Annotated in this window: 12 protein-coding genes; 6 read left to right on the top strand and 6 right to left on the bottom strand. The window is 71.4% G+C overall.

The annotated features are described in order from the left end of the window. Positions 1 to 154 precede the first annotated feature (154 nt). Entirely contained in the window at positions 155 to 622 is a 468-nt protein-coding gene (locus tag ACTOQ2_RS01060; RefSeq protein ID WP_440097746.1) for a Dps family protein, read from the bottom strand. A gap of 126 nt (positions 623 to 748) precedes the next feature. On the opposite strand from ACTOQ2_RS01060, the gene ACTOQ2_RS01055 reads away from it, so the two are divergent. Then, complete coding sequence (locus tag ACTOQ2_RS01055) at positions 749 to 1,426, top strand: MerR family transcriptional regulator (protein ID WP_440097745.1); 678 nt, start codon at positions 749 to 751, stop codon at positions 1,424 to 1,426. Beyond that, entirely contained in the window at positions 1,423 to 3,771 is a 2,349-nt protein-coding gene (locus tag ACTOQ2_RS01050) for a VIT domain-containing protein (RefSeq protein ID WP_440097744.1), read from the top strand. The genes ACTOQ2_RS01055 and ACTOQ2_RS01050 overlap by 4 nt, the downstream gene beginning before the upstream one ends. 141 nt (positions 3,772 to 3,912) lie before the next feature. Here ACTOQ2_RS01050 and ACTOQ2_RS01045 read toward each other — a convergent pair whose 3' ends face one another. Then, a complete protein-coding gene (locus ACTOQ2_RS01045; protein WP_440097743.1) occupies positions 3,913 to 4,686 on the bottom strand; it encodes a hypothetical protein in 774 nt (257 codons plus the stop codon). After that, complete coding sequence (locus tag ACTOQ2_RS01040) at positions 4,683 to 5,174, bottom strand: SigE family RNA polymerase sigma factor (protein WP_440097742.1); 492 nt, start codon at positions 5,172 to 5,174, stop codon at positions 4,683 to 4,685. The genes ACTOQ2_RS01045 and ACTOQ2_RS01040 overlap by 4 nt, the downstream gene beginning before the upstream one ends. A gap of 276 nt (positions 5,175 to 5,450) precedes the next feature. On the opposite strand from ACTOQ2_RS01040, the gene mmuM reads away from it, so the two are divergent. Further along, the gene (gene mmuM / locus ACTOQ2_RS01035) at positions 5,451 to 6,323 is read left to right on the top strand and encodes a homocysteine S-methyltransferase (RefSeq protein WP_440097741.1); all 873 of its coding nucleotides are present in this window, start codon (positions 5,451 to 5,453) and stop codon (positions 6,321 to 6,323) included. A 125-nt stretch (positions 6,324 to 6,448) separates the two neighbouring features. On the opposite strand, the gene ACTOQ2_RS01030 is transcribed toward mmuM, so the two are convergent. Together ACTOQ2_RS01030 and ACTOQ2_RS01025 are read right to left on the bottom strand one after the other, a co-directional pair. Then, complete coding sequence (locus tag ACTOQ2_RS01030) at positions 6,449 to 8,164, bottom strand: rhamnulokinase (protein ID WP_440097740.1); 1,716 nt, start codon at positions 8,162 to 8,164, stop codon at positions 6,449 to 6,451. A 126-nt stretch (positions 8,165 to 8,290) separates the two neighbouring features. Then, positions 8,291 to 10,333 carry a bifunctional aldolase/short-chain dehydrogenase gene (locus ACTOQ2_RS01025; RefSeq protein WP_440097739.1) on the bottom strand — a complete coding sequence of 681 codons (2,043 nt, stop codon included), beginning with the start codon at positions 10,331 to 10,333 and terminating at the stop codon, positions 8,291 to 8,293. A 247-nt stretch (positions 10,334 to 10,580) separates the two neighbouring features. Between ACTOQ2_RS01025 and ACTOQ2_RS01020 the strand changes: the two genes are divergently transcribed. Further along, entirely contained in the window at positions 10,581 to 11,588 is a 1,008-nt protein-coding gene (locus ACTOQ2_RS01020) for a LacI family DNA-binding transcriptional regulator (RefSeq protein ID WP_440097738.1), read from the top strand. Between the two features lie 7 nt (positions 11,589 to 11,595). On the opposite strand, the gene ACTOQ2_RS01015 is transcribed toward ACTOQ2_RS01020, so the two are convergent. Then, a complete protein-coding gene (locus ACTOQ2_RS01015) occupies positions 11,596 to 12,363 on the bottom strand; it encodes a lysophospholipid acyltransferase family protein (RefSeq protein ID WP_440065230.1) in 768 nt (255 codons plus the stop codon). 149 nt (positions 12,364 to 12,512) lie between these two features. Here ACTOQ2_RS01015 and ACTOQ2_RS01010 point away from each other — a divergent pair, with 149 nt between their 5' ends. After that, entirely contained in the window at positions 12,513 to 13,277 is a 765-nt protein-coding gene (locus tag ACTOQ2_RS01010) for an alpha/beta hydrolase (protein WP_440065231.1), read from the top strand. A 66-nt stretch (positions 13,278 to 13,343) separates the two neighbouring features. Continuing rightward, entirely contained in the window at positions 13,344 to 13,820 is a 477-nt protein-coding gene (locus ACTOQ2_RS01005) for a hypothetical protein (RefSeq protein WP_440065232.1), read from the top strand. The last annotated feature ends 90 nt before the right edge of the window (positions 13,821 to 13,910 follow it).

Here is a 13,910-nt window from a genome sequence, read left to right as displayed (position 1 = left end):
CCGGTGCGGCGATGCCGGTCGGCGGCATGACCGGACCCGGACCAGGCCGGGTTTCTCCTTCCCCGCGCCGACACACCCCCGCAGGCGCGGAGAAGCCGCCGGGAACGCGAAAGGCGCCCCGGCCCTCACGGGCCGGGGCGCCTCGGAAGACGATCTAGCGCTGGGCCTCGATCATCCAGTGGTGCTTCTCGAGGTCCTGCGTGATCTCGATGAGGAGGTCCTGGGTGACCAGGTCGGGCTGCTCGGCGGCCTCGATGCGCTCACGCATCCGGCGGATGATGGAGCCGAGGATGTCCGTCATGGCGGCCACGACCTTGCCGTCGTTGATGTAGCCCGACTCCAGCTGCGGCACCTCGCTGGTGTTCGCGAGCGTGGAGGCCCGGCCGTCGGGGTTGCACCCGAGGGCCACCGCGCGCTCGGCGACGGTGTCCGCGTGCTTCCTGGCCGACGAGACGATCTTGTCGAGCTGCAGGTGCAGCGACCGGAAGTTGTGGCCGATCACGTTCCAGTGGGCCTGCTTGGTCAAGAGCGAAAGGTCGAGCAGGTCGACGAGAGCCCCCTGGAGCACGACGGCAATGGTCTTCTTGTCTTCTGGCTTGAGTGGGCTGGTGATCGCGGACATGAAGTGTCCTCCCCCTGTTTCGAGCTTAGTTTCCCCTTTGCTACGAAATGTCCGTACCCATCTATCCACCTCCCTATTCCGGCCATCATGTTGACACTGTCATGATTACAGTGTCACTATCGAGGTATGGAATGGACCATCGGTGAACTGGCCGAGCGGGCGTCCGCGGCGCTGGCCCCCACCGCCCAGCTCAACGGGCGGGTCAGGGACATGCCCAACGAGCGCCTCATCCGCTGGTATTCGACGATCGGCCTCCTCGACCCCCCGCTGGCCCGCCGGGGCCGCGTGGCCATGTACGGCAGGCGCCACCTGCTCCAGATCGTCGCCGTCAAGCGGCGCCAGTCCGACGGCCGGACCATCGCCGAGATCCAGGCCGAGCTGGCCGGGGCCACCGACCAGACCCTGGAGTCGATCGCCCGACTCCCCGGGCCCGCATCGGAAAACGCACCGGAGCACCGGCCGGAGCACGCAGCCGGGCACCCGCCCGCGCCTCCGGCAGGGACCGGTTCTCCCCGGGCGGCACGCCCGCGTTTCTGGGCCGGGCAGTCCGCCGCCCCGGCAGCCGCCGCCTCGGCGGTCACCGGCCCCGCTCCGCCGAAGCCGCCTCCGGCCCCGGCACCGTCCGCCCCGGAAGCCGTGATCGTCCACGGCGTACGGCTCGCGAACGGCGTGACGCTGCTGCTCGACACGGGCGGGCACGCCCCCTCACCCGATGACCTCGCCGAGATCGCCGTCGCCTCGGAGGGGCTCCTGTCGCTCCTCCGCGAACGCGGCCTCACACCTCCGGAAGGAATTCACACATGATTACCTCGATCACCACACTGCTGCCGGAGGAGTGCCTGCCCGTCCCCGACGCCGGGATGGGGGCGCTCGCCACCGAACGAGGCAACCTGCCGCTGGAGAGCGTGGACGTGACCGCCGCCGTGTCCGGCCTGAGCGCCGGGGTCGAGGTGGTCCAGGGCTTCCGCAACCCGCACGACGTGGCACTCGAGGCGACGTACGTCTTCCCGCTGCCCGACCGTGCCGCCGTGACCGCCTTCAGGATGGAGGCCGACGGCCGGGTCATCGAGGGCGTGCTCAAGGAGCGCGGCCAGGCGAGGGCCGACTACGACCAGGCGATCTCCCAGGGGAAGCGTGCCGCGATCGCCGAGGAGGACCGGCCGGACGTCTTCACCATGAGGGTCGGCAACATCGTGCCGGGCGAGCGGGTCACCGTGCGCCTCACGCTGAACCAGCCGCTCCCGTACGAGGACGGCGCGGCCACCTTCCGCTTCCCGCTGGTCGTCGCCCCCCGCTACGTCCCGGGCACCCCGCTGGACGGCGAGCGCGCGGGCGACGGCTGGGCCCCGGACACCGACGCGGTCCCCGACGCCTCCCGGATCACCCCGCCGGTGCTGCTGCCCGGCTTCCCCAACCCGGTCCGGCTGTCGCTGGCCGTCTCCGTCGACCCCGCCGGTCTGGAGCTGCGCGAGGTCCGTTCCAGCCTGCACGTGGTCCAGGAAGAGGGCACCGTGATCCGCCTCCAGCCGGGTGAGCGGCTGGACCGCGACTTCATCCTGCGCCTGGCCTTCGACGCCTCCACCTCCCTCGCGCTGGCCCCCGACAGGGACGGCGAGAACGACGAGGGCACGTTCACGCTGACCGTCGTCCCCGAACCGGCGCCCGCCGGGACCGGGGCCAAGGACGTGGTGCTGGTGCTCGACCGCTCGGGCAGCATGACCGGCTGGAAGATGGTGGCCGCCCGCCGCGCCGCCGCGCGCATCGTCGACACGCTCACCTCGGGCGACCGGTTCGCGGTGCTCTCCTTCGACACCGTCGTGGAGTACCCGGACGGGCTCGGCGAGGGACTGTCCGAGGCGTCCGACCGCAACCGCTACCGGGCCGTGGAGCACCTGGCCAGGCTGGAGGCGCGCGGCGGCACCGAGATGCTGTCACCGCTGGAGCGGGCCGCCGCGCTGCTCGCCGACTCCGCCGGGGACCGGGTGCTGGTGCTCGTCACCGACGGGCAGGTCGGCAACGAGGACCAGATCCTGGAGCGGCTCGGCGCCGGGCTCGCCGGGGTGCGGGTGCACACGGTCGGCATCGACAGGGCGGTCAACGCCGGTTTCCTGGGCAGGCTGGCCGGGCTGGGCGGCGGCAGGTGCGAGCTGGTCGAGTCCGAGGACCGGCTGGACGAGGCGATGGAGCACATCCACCGCCGGATCGGCGCCCCCCTGGTCACCGACCTGTCCCTCAAGGCCGACGGGCTCGACCTGGTCACCGAGACGGTCAGCCACGTCGGCTCGATCTACTCGGGCGTCCCGCTCACCGTGCTCGGCCGCTACCGCGGCACGGCCGCCGGAGCGCTGACCGTACGGGGCCTGGGCCCCGACGGCTCGCCGTGGGAGCGGAGGGTCACCGCGTCGACGGTGGACAATCCGGCCGTACGGGCGATCTGGGCGCGGGCGCGGCTGCGGGCCCTGGAGGACCGCTACGCGGCCGGTGACCGGTCGCTGGAGGCCGAGATCGTCGAGACCTCGCTCAAATACGGGGTGCTCTGCCGGTTCACCGCCTTCGTCGCGGTCGACACGCGGGTGGTCGCCGAGGGCGGCCCTGCGCATCGGGTGATCCAGCCGGTGGAGCCGCCCAGCGGCTGGGAGAGCCCGGTCGCCGCCGCGCCGATGATGATGACCTCGATGGCCTTCGAGAGCGCGGCCCCGAGCCCGCCGCCGTCCCCCGGGGCGCCTCCGGGGATGGCCCGTCCCGGCTCCATGCCGAGGTTCGCGGCGAGCCCGGCCGTCGGCGGCCTGCCGCAGGACGCGGCGGCCGGAGGCTTCGACGACCGCGCCCGGATGCTGCGTCCCGCGCCGGCCGGGGCTCCCCCGAAGCAGGGCACGTCGCAGGAGCCGCCGAGGGAGCAGCTCGCCGAGGAGCTGAGGCGGCTGCGCGCCGCGGCGTCCCTGCCCGCCGCCGAGCGGCTGCGCCTGCTGGAGGACCTGGGCAGCCGCCTCGCGGCCCTGGCCGTCTACCTCGGCGGCCACGCGGAGCTGGCGGCCCTGGCCGAGGAGCTGCGGGCCGGTGGGGACGTGGACACCCTGTGGCGGCGGGCCGAGGAGGTCCTGGAGTCCCTGGCGGGCCCCGCCAAACGGCGCCCGTTCTGGAAGCGGTGACCTCCTCGCCACCACCCCGGGAAGCCTTGGCGGCCCGAGGACCGGGGGTGGTCTCGTGACCGTTCGAACGGTCACGAGACCACCCCTGAGCCGAACCCCCGCGATGCCCCCAGGACCCGCCGACGAACGGGCTCAACCTCTTCACGGACCGACGGTGACGGTCCTCGTCGCAGTCGGCCGCGGCGGTGCCGTCGTGACCGCTCGATCGTAGATCCCGATCTCCCAGCGCCCCGGCCGCCGTTCGAGTTCGGCGGTCACCCGTTCGGCGACCCCGGGCCAGAGCAACTCCGACATCCTGTACTTGCCGTCACACAGGCCCAGCTCCTTCCTGACCACCTTGCAGTCGTCGTACGACTTCGGGCCGGCACCGAGAGAATGGATCGGCATGTCACCGGGCAGCACCCAGATCTTGAGAGGCTGGGGCCGCTCCAACCAGTCGGAGGCCACCGACCTCTCGTCGTAGAAGTTGTCCGCACCCCTCCCTCCGCATCTGCCGACCGAACCGCCCCCACCGGCCTCCCGGATCACCACTACCGCCTTCGGATCGGCGCATACGACCCTGTACGAGGTGTAGAAGCTCAACGGCTGGAACGTGACCGTCGCGTCGGCGGGCACGGTCGTGGAACCGTACGACTTGATCAGCGGGGCGTCCAGAGCGTTCTTGGAGGGCAGAGCGGGCAGCGGTGAGATCCTCGCCGCCGTCGACGACTCCTTCTCCACCGGTTCCGCATCCCTCCAGAGCCCCTGGACCGGAAAGGCCACGGCGGCCACGGCGGCCACCGCCAGCGCCCCGCCCGCCACGGCCCTGCGCCGCCTGATGCGACGGCCACGCCGTACGATCTCCCGCACGTCGGGGAGACCCTCGGAGACGTCCTCGGCCAGCACCGCGCGCAGCTCGTCCTCGGTGTGGATCATCGCTTCGCTCCCGTCATCTCGATCTCCGAATGGACGCGAAGGCGTTTCAGCGCCCGGCCGAGCTGGGTCTTCACCGTGCTGAGGGAGCAGCCGAGCACGTCGGCGCACTGCACGAGGGTGAGCTCCTCGAAGTAGTGCAGGACGATGACCGCGCGCTGCCGCCCCGACAGGCCGCCGATCGCCTCCCGGAGCATCTGGCGGCTGCCGACCTCGGCGGTGAAGTCCCGCGGGTCGGCGCGCTCGGGAAGGTGCTCGGCGGGCACCTCGTCGCGCCACTTCCTGCGCCACCAGGAGGCGTGGGTGTTGACGATGATCCGGTGCACGTACGGGTCGGGGTCGCCCTCGATCCGCCGCCACGCCACCCAGGCCTTGGCCAGCGCCGTCTGCACGAGATCCTCGGCGGTCGCCCTGTTGCCCGTCAGCAGGTACGCCGTATGTCGGAGCCGCTCGTAACGCGTCGCCACGTAAGCGTCGAACCCGTCGTCCATTCACGATCTCCGTCCTGAAGCCTCACAGACATCTACTCGGCGGCGAGCCGGTTCGGACGACAGCGGGAGATGACGCGTAGCCGTTTCCCCGTTTCACGGAAACGAGGCGCGGTCATCGGCACGGCGGCCTCCCTGGATCCGGCCCTCGCGCGGGCGTGGATCACCGGCGGATCACCGTACGCGACGAAAATGCCGCGAGACCGATATGGGACAGAACGGGACCAAGGGCGGGAAGAGCGGGGTTCCAACTCGGGCCGCGCCACATAAAGTAGCGGGATGGTGATTCTGGACGGCGGCCTGGCCACCCATTTGGAGGAGCTGGGCGCGGACCTGCGAGACGATCTCTGGTCGGCGAAACTCCTGTTGGAGAACCCCTCCGTGATCCGGCAGGCGCATCTCGACTACTTCGCCGCGGGCGCCGAGGTGGCGATAACGGCGAGTTACCAGGCGAGCATCCCCGCGTTCGTACGGCGCGGCCTGAGCGCCGCCGAGGCCGAGGACCTCATCCTGCTCTCCGTGCACCTGGCCGCCCAGGCCAGGGACACCCACGGCTCGGGCACCGTGGCCGCCAGCGTCGGCCCGTACGGCGCCTACCTGTCCAACGGCGCCGAGTACACCGGCGACTACGACCTCGACGAGGACGGCCTGACCGACTGGCACCGCGACCGCTGGCACATCCTGGCCGACAGCGAGGCCGACCTGATGGCCTGCGAGACCATCCCGTCCTACACCGAGGCCAGGGCGCTGAGGCGGCTGCTCGCCGAGACGCCGGGGATGCGGGCGTGGGTGAGTTTCTCCTGCCGCGACGGCGAGCACATCAACGACGGCACCCCGCTCAAGATGGCCGCCGGGTTGTTCACCGGGAACCCCCAGGTGATCGCGATCGGCGTCAACTGCACGGCACCGCGCCACGTGCTCAGCCTGATCTCGCAGATCAAGGGCAAGCCCACCATGGTCTACCCCAACTCCGGCGAGGTCTGGGACTCCGCGAACCGGCGCTGGCTCGGGCTGGCCGACCCGGTGGAGTTCGGAGAGGCCGCGGCCGGGTGGACCGCCGCGGGCTCCGCCTTCGTCGGCGGCTGCTGCCGTACCACTCCGGAGCACATCCGCCAGATCCGCACCCACCTCATGGGGTCGGACACCCCGTGAGGCCCTGAACGGCCGCCGCGCCTTCCGAGCGTCCCGAACGTCCCGCATCCGCATCCGCATCCACGCCCACGCCCACGCCCAGGATCCCCGGTCGCACGCCTCCAGGGATCCGGCGCGCCCTCCGCTCACCCTTCGGCGGGAACAGGCCGGCCGAGCGTCTCCGCCGGCGGGATCCCGGCATCGGGGCGCGGCTCGTAGCGCTCCAGGTGCTGGGTGCGCCGGACCAGGGCGCGCAGGTCGGCGAGGGTGCCGGAGACGACCCCGTCGGCTCTGGCCTGGACCAGGACGTTGCCGATCGAGGTGGCCTCGACGGGTCCCGCGACCACGGGGAGGCCGCAGGCGTCGGCGGTGAGCCGGCACAGCAGCGCGTTGCGCGAGCCTCCCCCGACGATGTGGATCGTGTCCACCGCCTGCCCGGTGAGCCGCCGGGCGTCCTCGATCGCCGCCCGGTGGGCCAGCGCCAGGGAGTCGATCACGCAGCGGACGGTCTGGGCGCGGGTCTCCGGCACGGGCCGGCCGGTACGGCGGCAGAAGTCGGCGATGCGTCCGGGCATGTCGCCGGGCGCGTGGAAGATCGGGTCGTCGGCGTCCACGACCGACCGGAACGGCACCTCCCCTGCGGCCTGCCTGAGCAGTTCCTCCAGGTCGACCCGCCCTCCCGGCGCCCCGGCGGGCCGCTCTTCGAGCGACCCGGTGAACGACCCGGTGGACGGTCTGGCGGACGACTCCGTGGACGACCCGGTGAACGACTCCGTGGACGGTCTGGCGGACGAACCGGTGGACGGCGCCGCGCCTGGCGGGGTCTCCGCCGGGGCGGCCTCCGCCTCCCAGGTGCGGATGCACTCCTGCAGCAGCCACAACCCGGTGACGTTACGGAGGTAGCGCACGGTGTCGTCGATGCCCGCCTCGTTGGTGAAGTTGGCCCGCCGCCCCTCCTCACTGATCATGGGCTGGTCCAGCTCGACGCCGACCAGCGACCACGTTCCGCAGGAGATGTAGGCGAACCGCTCGCTCTCCGCGGGGACCGCCGCCACCGCGGAGGCGGTGTCGTGGGAACCGACCGCGATGACCCGGGTGTCCGGGGAGAGCCCGAGCTCGCCCGCGACCTCCGGCGCCAGCGGGCCGATCACCTCGCCGGGACGCCGGATCGGCGGCAGGACCCTGGCCGCGGGACCGAGGCCGCCCGTCAGCACGGTGTCCCACCGGCGGGTCCTGGCGTCGAGCAGCTGGGTGGTGGAGGCGTTGGTCAGCTCCGCGCCGACCTGCCCGGTCAGCCAGTACGCGATCAGGTCGGGAATGAGCAGCAACGTCGAGGCCGAGGCCAGCCGGGTCTCGGCGGCGAGCTGGTGGATGGTGTTGAACGGCTGGCGGGCGACGCCGGTGCGGGCGTAGAGCTCCTCGAAGGGGACCCGGCTGGCCGTCTTCTCGGTACGGGCGTCACGGTAGTGGACGGGGTTGCCGAGCAGCGCGCCGTCCTGGTCCAGGAGCCCGTAGTCGACGGCCCAGGAGTCGATCCCGATGCCGTCGACGGGGCCCGCCGCACGCAGGCCGTCCAGCACCCCCCGGTGGATCCGCAGGATGTCCCAGTAGAGCGTGCCGCCGGCCCGGACGGGCACGTTCGCGAAACGGTGCACCTCGCGCAGTTCCAGGGTGTCCGGCCCGATCTCGGCGACGACCACCCGGCCGCTCGACGCGCCGAGGTCGACCGCGGCGTACCGCCCGGTCCGCCGGGCCGGCACGGCCCGCCCGGACTGCGCGGGCCGCCCGGACGGCGCCGACTGTTCGGATAGCGCGAGATGTCCGGCCTGCGCGAACCCTCCGGTCCCCGGTGCCGACTGCATGCGAGCCCCTCTCAGAAAGCGGGAAACAGGGATGAGAAATCAGGAGGCGGGAAGCGGGAACGTCCCCGGCCCCCGCCTCGCGGGGCGGGAGCCGGGCGAGGAGAACCGAGGACCGGTGACCGGCGGTCAGCGCAGGAAGGCCGCCGCGACGCCCGCGTCGACCGGGATGTGCAGCCCGGTGGTCTGCGTGAGCTGGGTCAGCTGGAAGACCGCCCCCGCGACGTGCTCGGGCAGCACCTCGCGCTTGAGCAGGGTGCGCTGCGCGTAGTACTCGCCCAGCTTCTCCTCCTCCACCCCGTACACCGCGGCCCGGTTGGCCCCCCACCCCGAGGCGAAGATGCCAGACCCGCGTACCACCCCATCGGGGTTGACCCCGTTGACCCGGATCCCGTGCCCGCCGAGCTCGGCCGCCAGCAGCCGCACCTGGTGCGCCTGGTCCGCCTTGGCCGCCCCGTAGGCCACGTTGTTCGGTCCGGCGAACACCGCGTTCTTGGAGGAGATGTACACGATCTCCCCGCCCATCCCCTGGGCGATCATCACCCGGGCGCTCTCCCGCGAGACCAGGAACGACCCGCGGGCCATCACGCCGTGCTGCAGGTCCCAGTCGGCCGTCGTGGTCTCCAGCAGCGAGCGCGACAGCGACAGGCCCGCGTTGTTGACGATCAGGTCCACCCCGCCGAACGCCAGCACCGCCGCCCGAAGCGCGGCGACTACCTGTGCCTCGTCGGTGACGTCCACCTCCACCGTGACCGCGACGTCCTCGGGCCGGTACGCCTTCGCGCCCAGCTCGGCGGCCACCTTCCGCGCGGCGCCGAGGTCGCGGTCGGCCACCACCACGCACGCCCCCTCGGCGGCGAGCCGGCGCGCTGTCGCCGCCCCGATGCCCGAGCCGCCGCCGGTCACCACGGCCACCCGCGTCGCCAGCGGGCGGGCGGGCGGCATCCGGCGCAGCTTGGCCTCCTCCAGCTCCCAGTACTCGATCCGGAACTTCTCGCTCTCCTCGATCGGCGCGTACGAGGAGAGCGCCTCGGCGCCGCGCATCACGTTGACGGCGTTGACGTAGAACTCCCCGGCCACCCGCGCGGTCTGCTTGTCCTTGCCGAAGGAGAACATGCCCACCCCCGGCACCAGCACGATCGCCGGGTCGGCACCGCGCATCGCGGGCGAGCCCTCCACGGCGTGCCGCCGGTAGTAGGCCGCGTACTCCTCGCGGTAGCCGGCGTGCAGCTCCCGCAGCCGGGCGATCACGTCCTCGATCGGCGCGCCGGCGGGCAGGTCCACCACCAGCGGGGCCACCTTGGTCCGCAGGAAGTGGTCGGGGCACGAGGTGCCCAGCGCGGCCAGCTCGGGGTGGCGCTCGCGCGACAGGAAGTCCAGCACCTCGCCGGTGGCGGTGTAGTGGCCGACCTGCGGGGCGTCGGTGGAGGCCAGCCCGCGCACCACGGGGAACAGCGCCGCCGCCCGCGCCGCCCGCGCCTCCTCGTCCAGCGGCTCGTACCCGGCGAGCACCGGCCCGAACGGCTCCGCCCTGCCGTGCTCGGCGATGTACGCCTCCGCGGTATGGATGATCTCCAGCGAGTTGGCCTCGCAGGCGGCCGAGGTGTCGCCCCAGGCGGTGATGCCGTGCCCGCCCAGGACGCACCCGATCGCCCGGGGGTTGCCCTTCTTGATCGCCGCGATGTCCAGGCCCAGCTGGAAGCCGGGCCGCCGCCAGGGCACCCACACCACCCGGTCCCCGAAGATCCGCGCCGTCAGCGCCTCCCCGTCGGCGGCGGTGGCGATCGCGATCCCCGCGTCGGGGTGCAGGTGGTCCACGTGCGCCGCGTCCACCAGGCCGTGCATCGCGGTGTCGATCGAGGGCGCGGCGCCGCCCGTGCCGAAGGCGCAGAAGTCGAACGCCGCGACCATCTCGTCCTCGCGCTCGACCCCGGGGTACACCCCCGCCAGCGCCCGCAGCCGGTCCAGCCGCAGCACCGCCAGGCCGCGCTCGGCCAGGGTGCCCAGGTCTCCCCCGGACCCCTTGACCCACATCACCTCGGCCGGGGTGCCGGTCACGGGATCGGCCGCCGTCCCCTTGGCCGAGGTGTTGCCCCCCGCGAAGTTCGTGTTCCGCGGATCGGCCCCCAGCGCGTGCGACCGCTGCAGCAGTTCCTCAACCGGCGACGTCATGACACCTCTCCGCTCGCTCGTTCACCCGTCACCTCCCGCGGACACCCGGCGGGGCCTTCGTGGGAGACCCGGGGCGCGGCGCGGCGAGATCTTTTTAAAAACGTTTTAACGACGGTGAAAAAGCTATGTGACACGCATGACACTGTCAACGCCCCCATGTCGGATCACGGGCCGAAAACCGTCAGGCGGGCCGAAAGTACCGCCGCCGACTGGCGGACCATCGGTTGTTACGTTTTAATCAATGCACATGAGTTCGGTGAGCATAAAGGAAGTCGCGACACGGGCCGGGGTGTCCCCCGGCACGGTCTCCAACGTGCTCAACCGCCCGGAGAAGGTCGCCGAGGCCACCCGCACCCGGGTCGAGGAGGCCATCCGCGACCTCGGGTTCGTCCGGCACGGCTCCGCCTCCAGCCTCCGGGCCGGGCACAGCCGCACCGTCGGCCTGTCGGTGATCGACATCGGCAACCCCTTCTTCACCGACGTGGCGGCGGGGGTCGAGGAGGTGGCCAGCGAGCGCGGGTACGCGGTGATCCTGGGCAACTCCTCGGGCGACCGGCTCAAGGAGGAGCGCAACCTGCTCGTCTTCGCCGAACAGCGGGTCCGCGGGGTGCTCATCACGCCCGCCGGGGCGAACCTGGCCAAGCTCGACCAGCTCAAGGAACGCGGCATCAGTGTGGTGCTGGTGGACCACCCCGCCGAACGCGCCGACCAGTGCTCGGTCGCGGTCAACGACATCACCGGCGGCTCGCTGGCGGTCTCCCACCTGCTGTCCACCGGCGCCGAGCGGATCGTCTACGTCACCGGCCCCCTCACCATCCGCCAGTGCGCCGACCGCCTGATCGGCGCGGAGCGGGCGCTGGTCGCGGCGGGCCGCGACCCCGGGGAGACGCTGGAGGAGATCGCGATGAGCGCGATGAACGCCAGGTCGGGGCAGCAGGCGGCGGAGAAGATGATCGCCGAGGGGCGTCTGCCCGACGCCGTGTTCTGCGCGAACGACCTGCTCGCCCTGGGCATGCTGCGCGGGCTGCTCCAGGCGGGCGTGCGGGTCCCCCGGGACGTCTCCCTCATCGGCTACGACGACATCGACTTCGCCTCGGCGTCGACCGTCTCGCTCAGCTCCGTCCGGCAGCCGACCCACCGGCTCGGCCGGGTCGCCACCGAGCTACTGCTGGACGAGTGCGACAATCCCGAGTCGCACGCCCATCAGCAGATCATGTTCCAGCCCGAGCTGGTCATCCGCGAGTCGACTCTTTGAACCCGCTTCACCCGGTGGTCCCGTCCCCACCCGGGGAAGGACGCCTGCGCGCCTCCTTGGCGGCCTGCCTGGCCGCCTCCTTCGCCTCCTTGGCGGCACGGGCGGCCTCGACCTTGGCGCTCGCGGCGTATTTGTCGACGTACTCCTGACCCGAGAGCTCCATCAGCGCGTACATGATCTCGTCGGTGACGGCGCGCAGGACGAGGCGGTCCTCCTCCATCCCGTAGTAGCGGGTGAAGTCGAGCGGCTTGCCGAACTTCACCCCCGGGCGGATGCCCAGCTTGGGAAGGACACTGCCCGGGGGCATCATCTCGAAGGTGTTGACCATCGCCCACGGGATGACCGGCACGCGCGACTCCAACGCCAGGCGGGCCACACCGGTCTTGCCCTTGTAGAGGCGGCCGTCGTGGGAGCGGGTCCCCTCCGGGTAGATGGCGAGCACGTGCCCCTCGTCGAGGATGCGCCTGCCGGTGCGCAGGGCCGCCTCGCTGGCCTTGCCTCCGGAGCGGTCGATGGGGACGGTGCCGACACCGCTGAAGAAGGCCTTGCTCATCATTCCCTTGAGACCGCGGCCGGTGAAGTAGTCGGACTTGCCGAGGGAGATCACCTTGCGCCGCAGGAACAACGCACCGAAGAAGTGGTCGGCGAACGACAGGTGGTTTCCGGCCAGGATCACCGGCCCCTCCTTCGGCACGTTCCCCACGCCCTCCACCCAGGGACGGAAAATCAGATGGAGGAAGGGCGAGAGGATGGCCTTCACCACCCAGTAGAACACTCGATGCTCCTTCGGTTGACAGGCGTGGACCTGGAGTTATCCTCCCACTTCCGATCCCGGTCACCTACCCCGCCGAACCACCCAAATCGACCTCTCGCAAAACACGTCCCAGTCGTGCGACGATCGGGCGAAACTTACTAGGAGCCGCGATGCCAGTCATGCCCGGTGCGGAGGCGTACCACCATGCGGGGGGACAGATCGGCGTCCTGCTCTGTCATGGATTCACCGGATCGCCACAGTCGTTGCGCCCCTGGGGTGAATACCTGGCGGCGGCGGGCATGACGGTGGCGCTCCCGAGGCTGCCCGGCCACGGCACCACCTGGCGGGAGATGGCGCGCACCCGCTGGGAGGACTGGTACGCCGAGCTGGACAAGGCCCTGGCGGACCTGCGCGGCAGCTGCGCCGAGGTCTTCGTCATGGGCCTGTCGCTCGGCGGGTGCATGGCGCTGCGGCTGGCCGAGGTGCACGGTGACGGGATCAAGGGACTGGTGGTCGTCAACCCGTCGATCGTCAACGACGCGCCGCTGCTCAGGCTGGCTCCCCTGCTCAAGTTCGTGGTCGCGTCGGTCCCCGGCGTCGCCGGGGACATCAAGAAGGAGGGGGCGGCCGAACTCGGCTACACGCGCACGCCGGTCAAGGCCGCGGCCACCCTCCTGCGGCTGTGGTCGTTGACCCGATCGGAGCTGGGTAAGATCACCCAGCCTGTCCTGGTTTTCCATAGTCCGCAGGATCATGTTGTGAAACCGGGGAGTGTGCGTATTCTGCGTGAGAGGCTGACCGGGGGGAATCTGAATGTGGTGGAGCTCGCCGACAGCTATCACGTCGCGACGCTTGACAACGATGCTGATCGGATCTTTGCGGGGAGCCTGGAGTTCATCACCGCGAACGCGTCTGTACCCTTGCAGAGAGACTGATCGCGAGCGGGGGATGCGCGGTCTCCGGGAGAAAGTGATCGGCCGATGAACAACGGGCCCAGCTAGGTGACACCTCAAAGCGATGAGGACGAGGTCTGGCGTCAGATCGTCGCGTCCTTCAACGACACCGCCGAGCGTGACTCGGCGAATCAGCCGTGGCCGGACAGTGAGAACCTTCCGGCCGAGCCTCCGCGACGGGTGATCAAACAGTCGGACGAGGAGGACCTCCTGAGGGAGGACGACCCCGCGGACGACACCGAATCCGGTACGGAACAGTCCGGCGGCGAGGAAGAAGAGGGGCACTACGTGCCCCCGCCCCCACCCCCACTGCCCAAGACCGACGCCACCACCAAGATCGCATGGCTGGCGCTGTTCGGCGGCCCCGCCTACCTGCTGCTGAGCGCCGCGCTCAACTGGAACCTGGAGGGGTGGATGCTCTTCACCGCGGTCGCCGCGTTCATCGGCGGTTTCGTGGCGCTGGTGGTCCGCATGGGCGACGGCCCGCCCAACGACTCCGGCTGGGACGACGGCGCCGTCATCTGAGCGGGGCGCCCGGCCACGGCCACCCCACCCGGGCGGGTCATCGGCCGCGGCCGTCCGAGCGGGTCATCCGGTCGCGACCGGCTGAACAGA

Origin of the sequence: Streptosporangium sp. H16 (genome assembly GCF_051918855.1) — a bacterium.
GTDB lineage: Bacteria > Actinomycetota > Actinomycetes > Streptosporangiales > Streptosporangiaceae > Streptosporangium.
Note: the sequence above shows the minus strand (reverse complement) of the source record. Positions and strands in the feature narration are given on the sequence as shown.

Excerpts from the sequence above, each read along its gene's own strand:
- ACTOQ2_RS01055 (WP_440097745.1), top strand. The coding sequence starts at position 749 with ATGGAATGGACCATCGGTGAACTGGCCGAGCGGGCGTCCGCGGCGCTG.
- ACTOQ2_RS01045 (WP_440097743.1), bottom strand. The coding sequence starts at position 4,686 with ATGATCCACACCGAGGACGAGCTGCGCGCGGTGCTGGCCGAGGACGTC.
- ACTOQ2_RS01025 (WP_440097739.1), bottom strand. The coding sequence starts at position 10,333 with ATGACGTCGCCGGTTGAGGAACTGCTGCAGCGGTCGCACGCGCTGGGG.
- ACTOQ2_RS01060 (WP_440097746.1), bottom strand. The coding sequence starts at position 622 with ATGTCCGCGATCACCAGCCCACTCAAGCCAGAAGACAAGAAGACCATT.
- mmuM (WP_440097741.1), top strand. The coding sequence starts at position 5,451 with ATGGTGATTCTGGACGGCGGCCTGGCCACCCATTTGGAGGAGCTGGGC.
- ACTOQ2_RS01020 (WP_440097738.1), top strand. The coding sequence starts at position 10,581 with ATGAGTTCGGTGAGCATAAAGGAAGTCGCGACACGGGCCGGGGTGTCC.
- ACTOQ2_RS01030 (WP_440097740.1), bottom strand. The coding sequence starts at position 8,164 with ATGCAGTCGGCACCGGGGACCGGAGGGTTCGCGCAGGCCGGACATCTC.
- ACTOQ2_RS01010 (WP_440065231.1), top strand. The coding sequence starts at position 12,513 with ATGCCAGTCATGCCCGGTGCGGAGGCGTACCACCATGCGGGGGGACAG.
- ACTOQ2_RS01050 (WP_440097744.1), top strand. The coding sequence starts at position 1,423 with ATGATTACCTCGATCACCACACTGCTGCCGGAGGAGTGCCTGCCCGTC.
- ACTOQ2_RS01040 (WP_440097742.1), bottom strand. The coding sequence starts at position 5,174 with ATGGACGACGGGTTCGACGCTTACGTGGCGACGCGTTACGAGCGGCTC.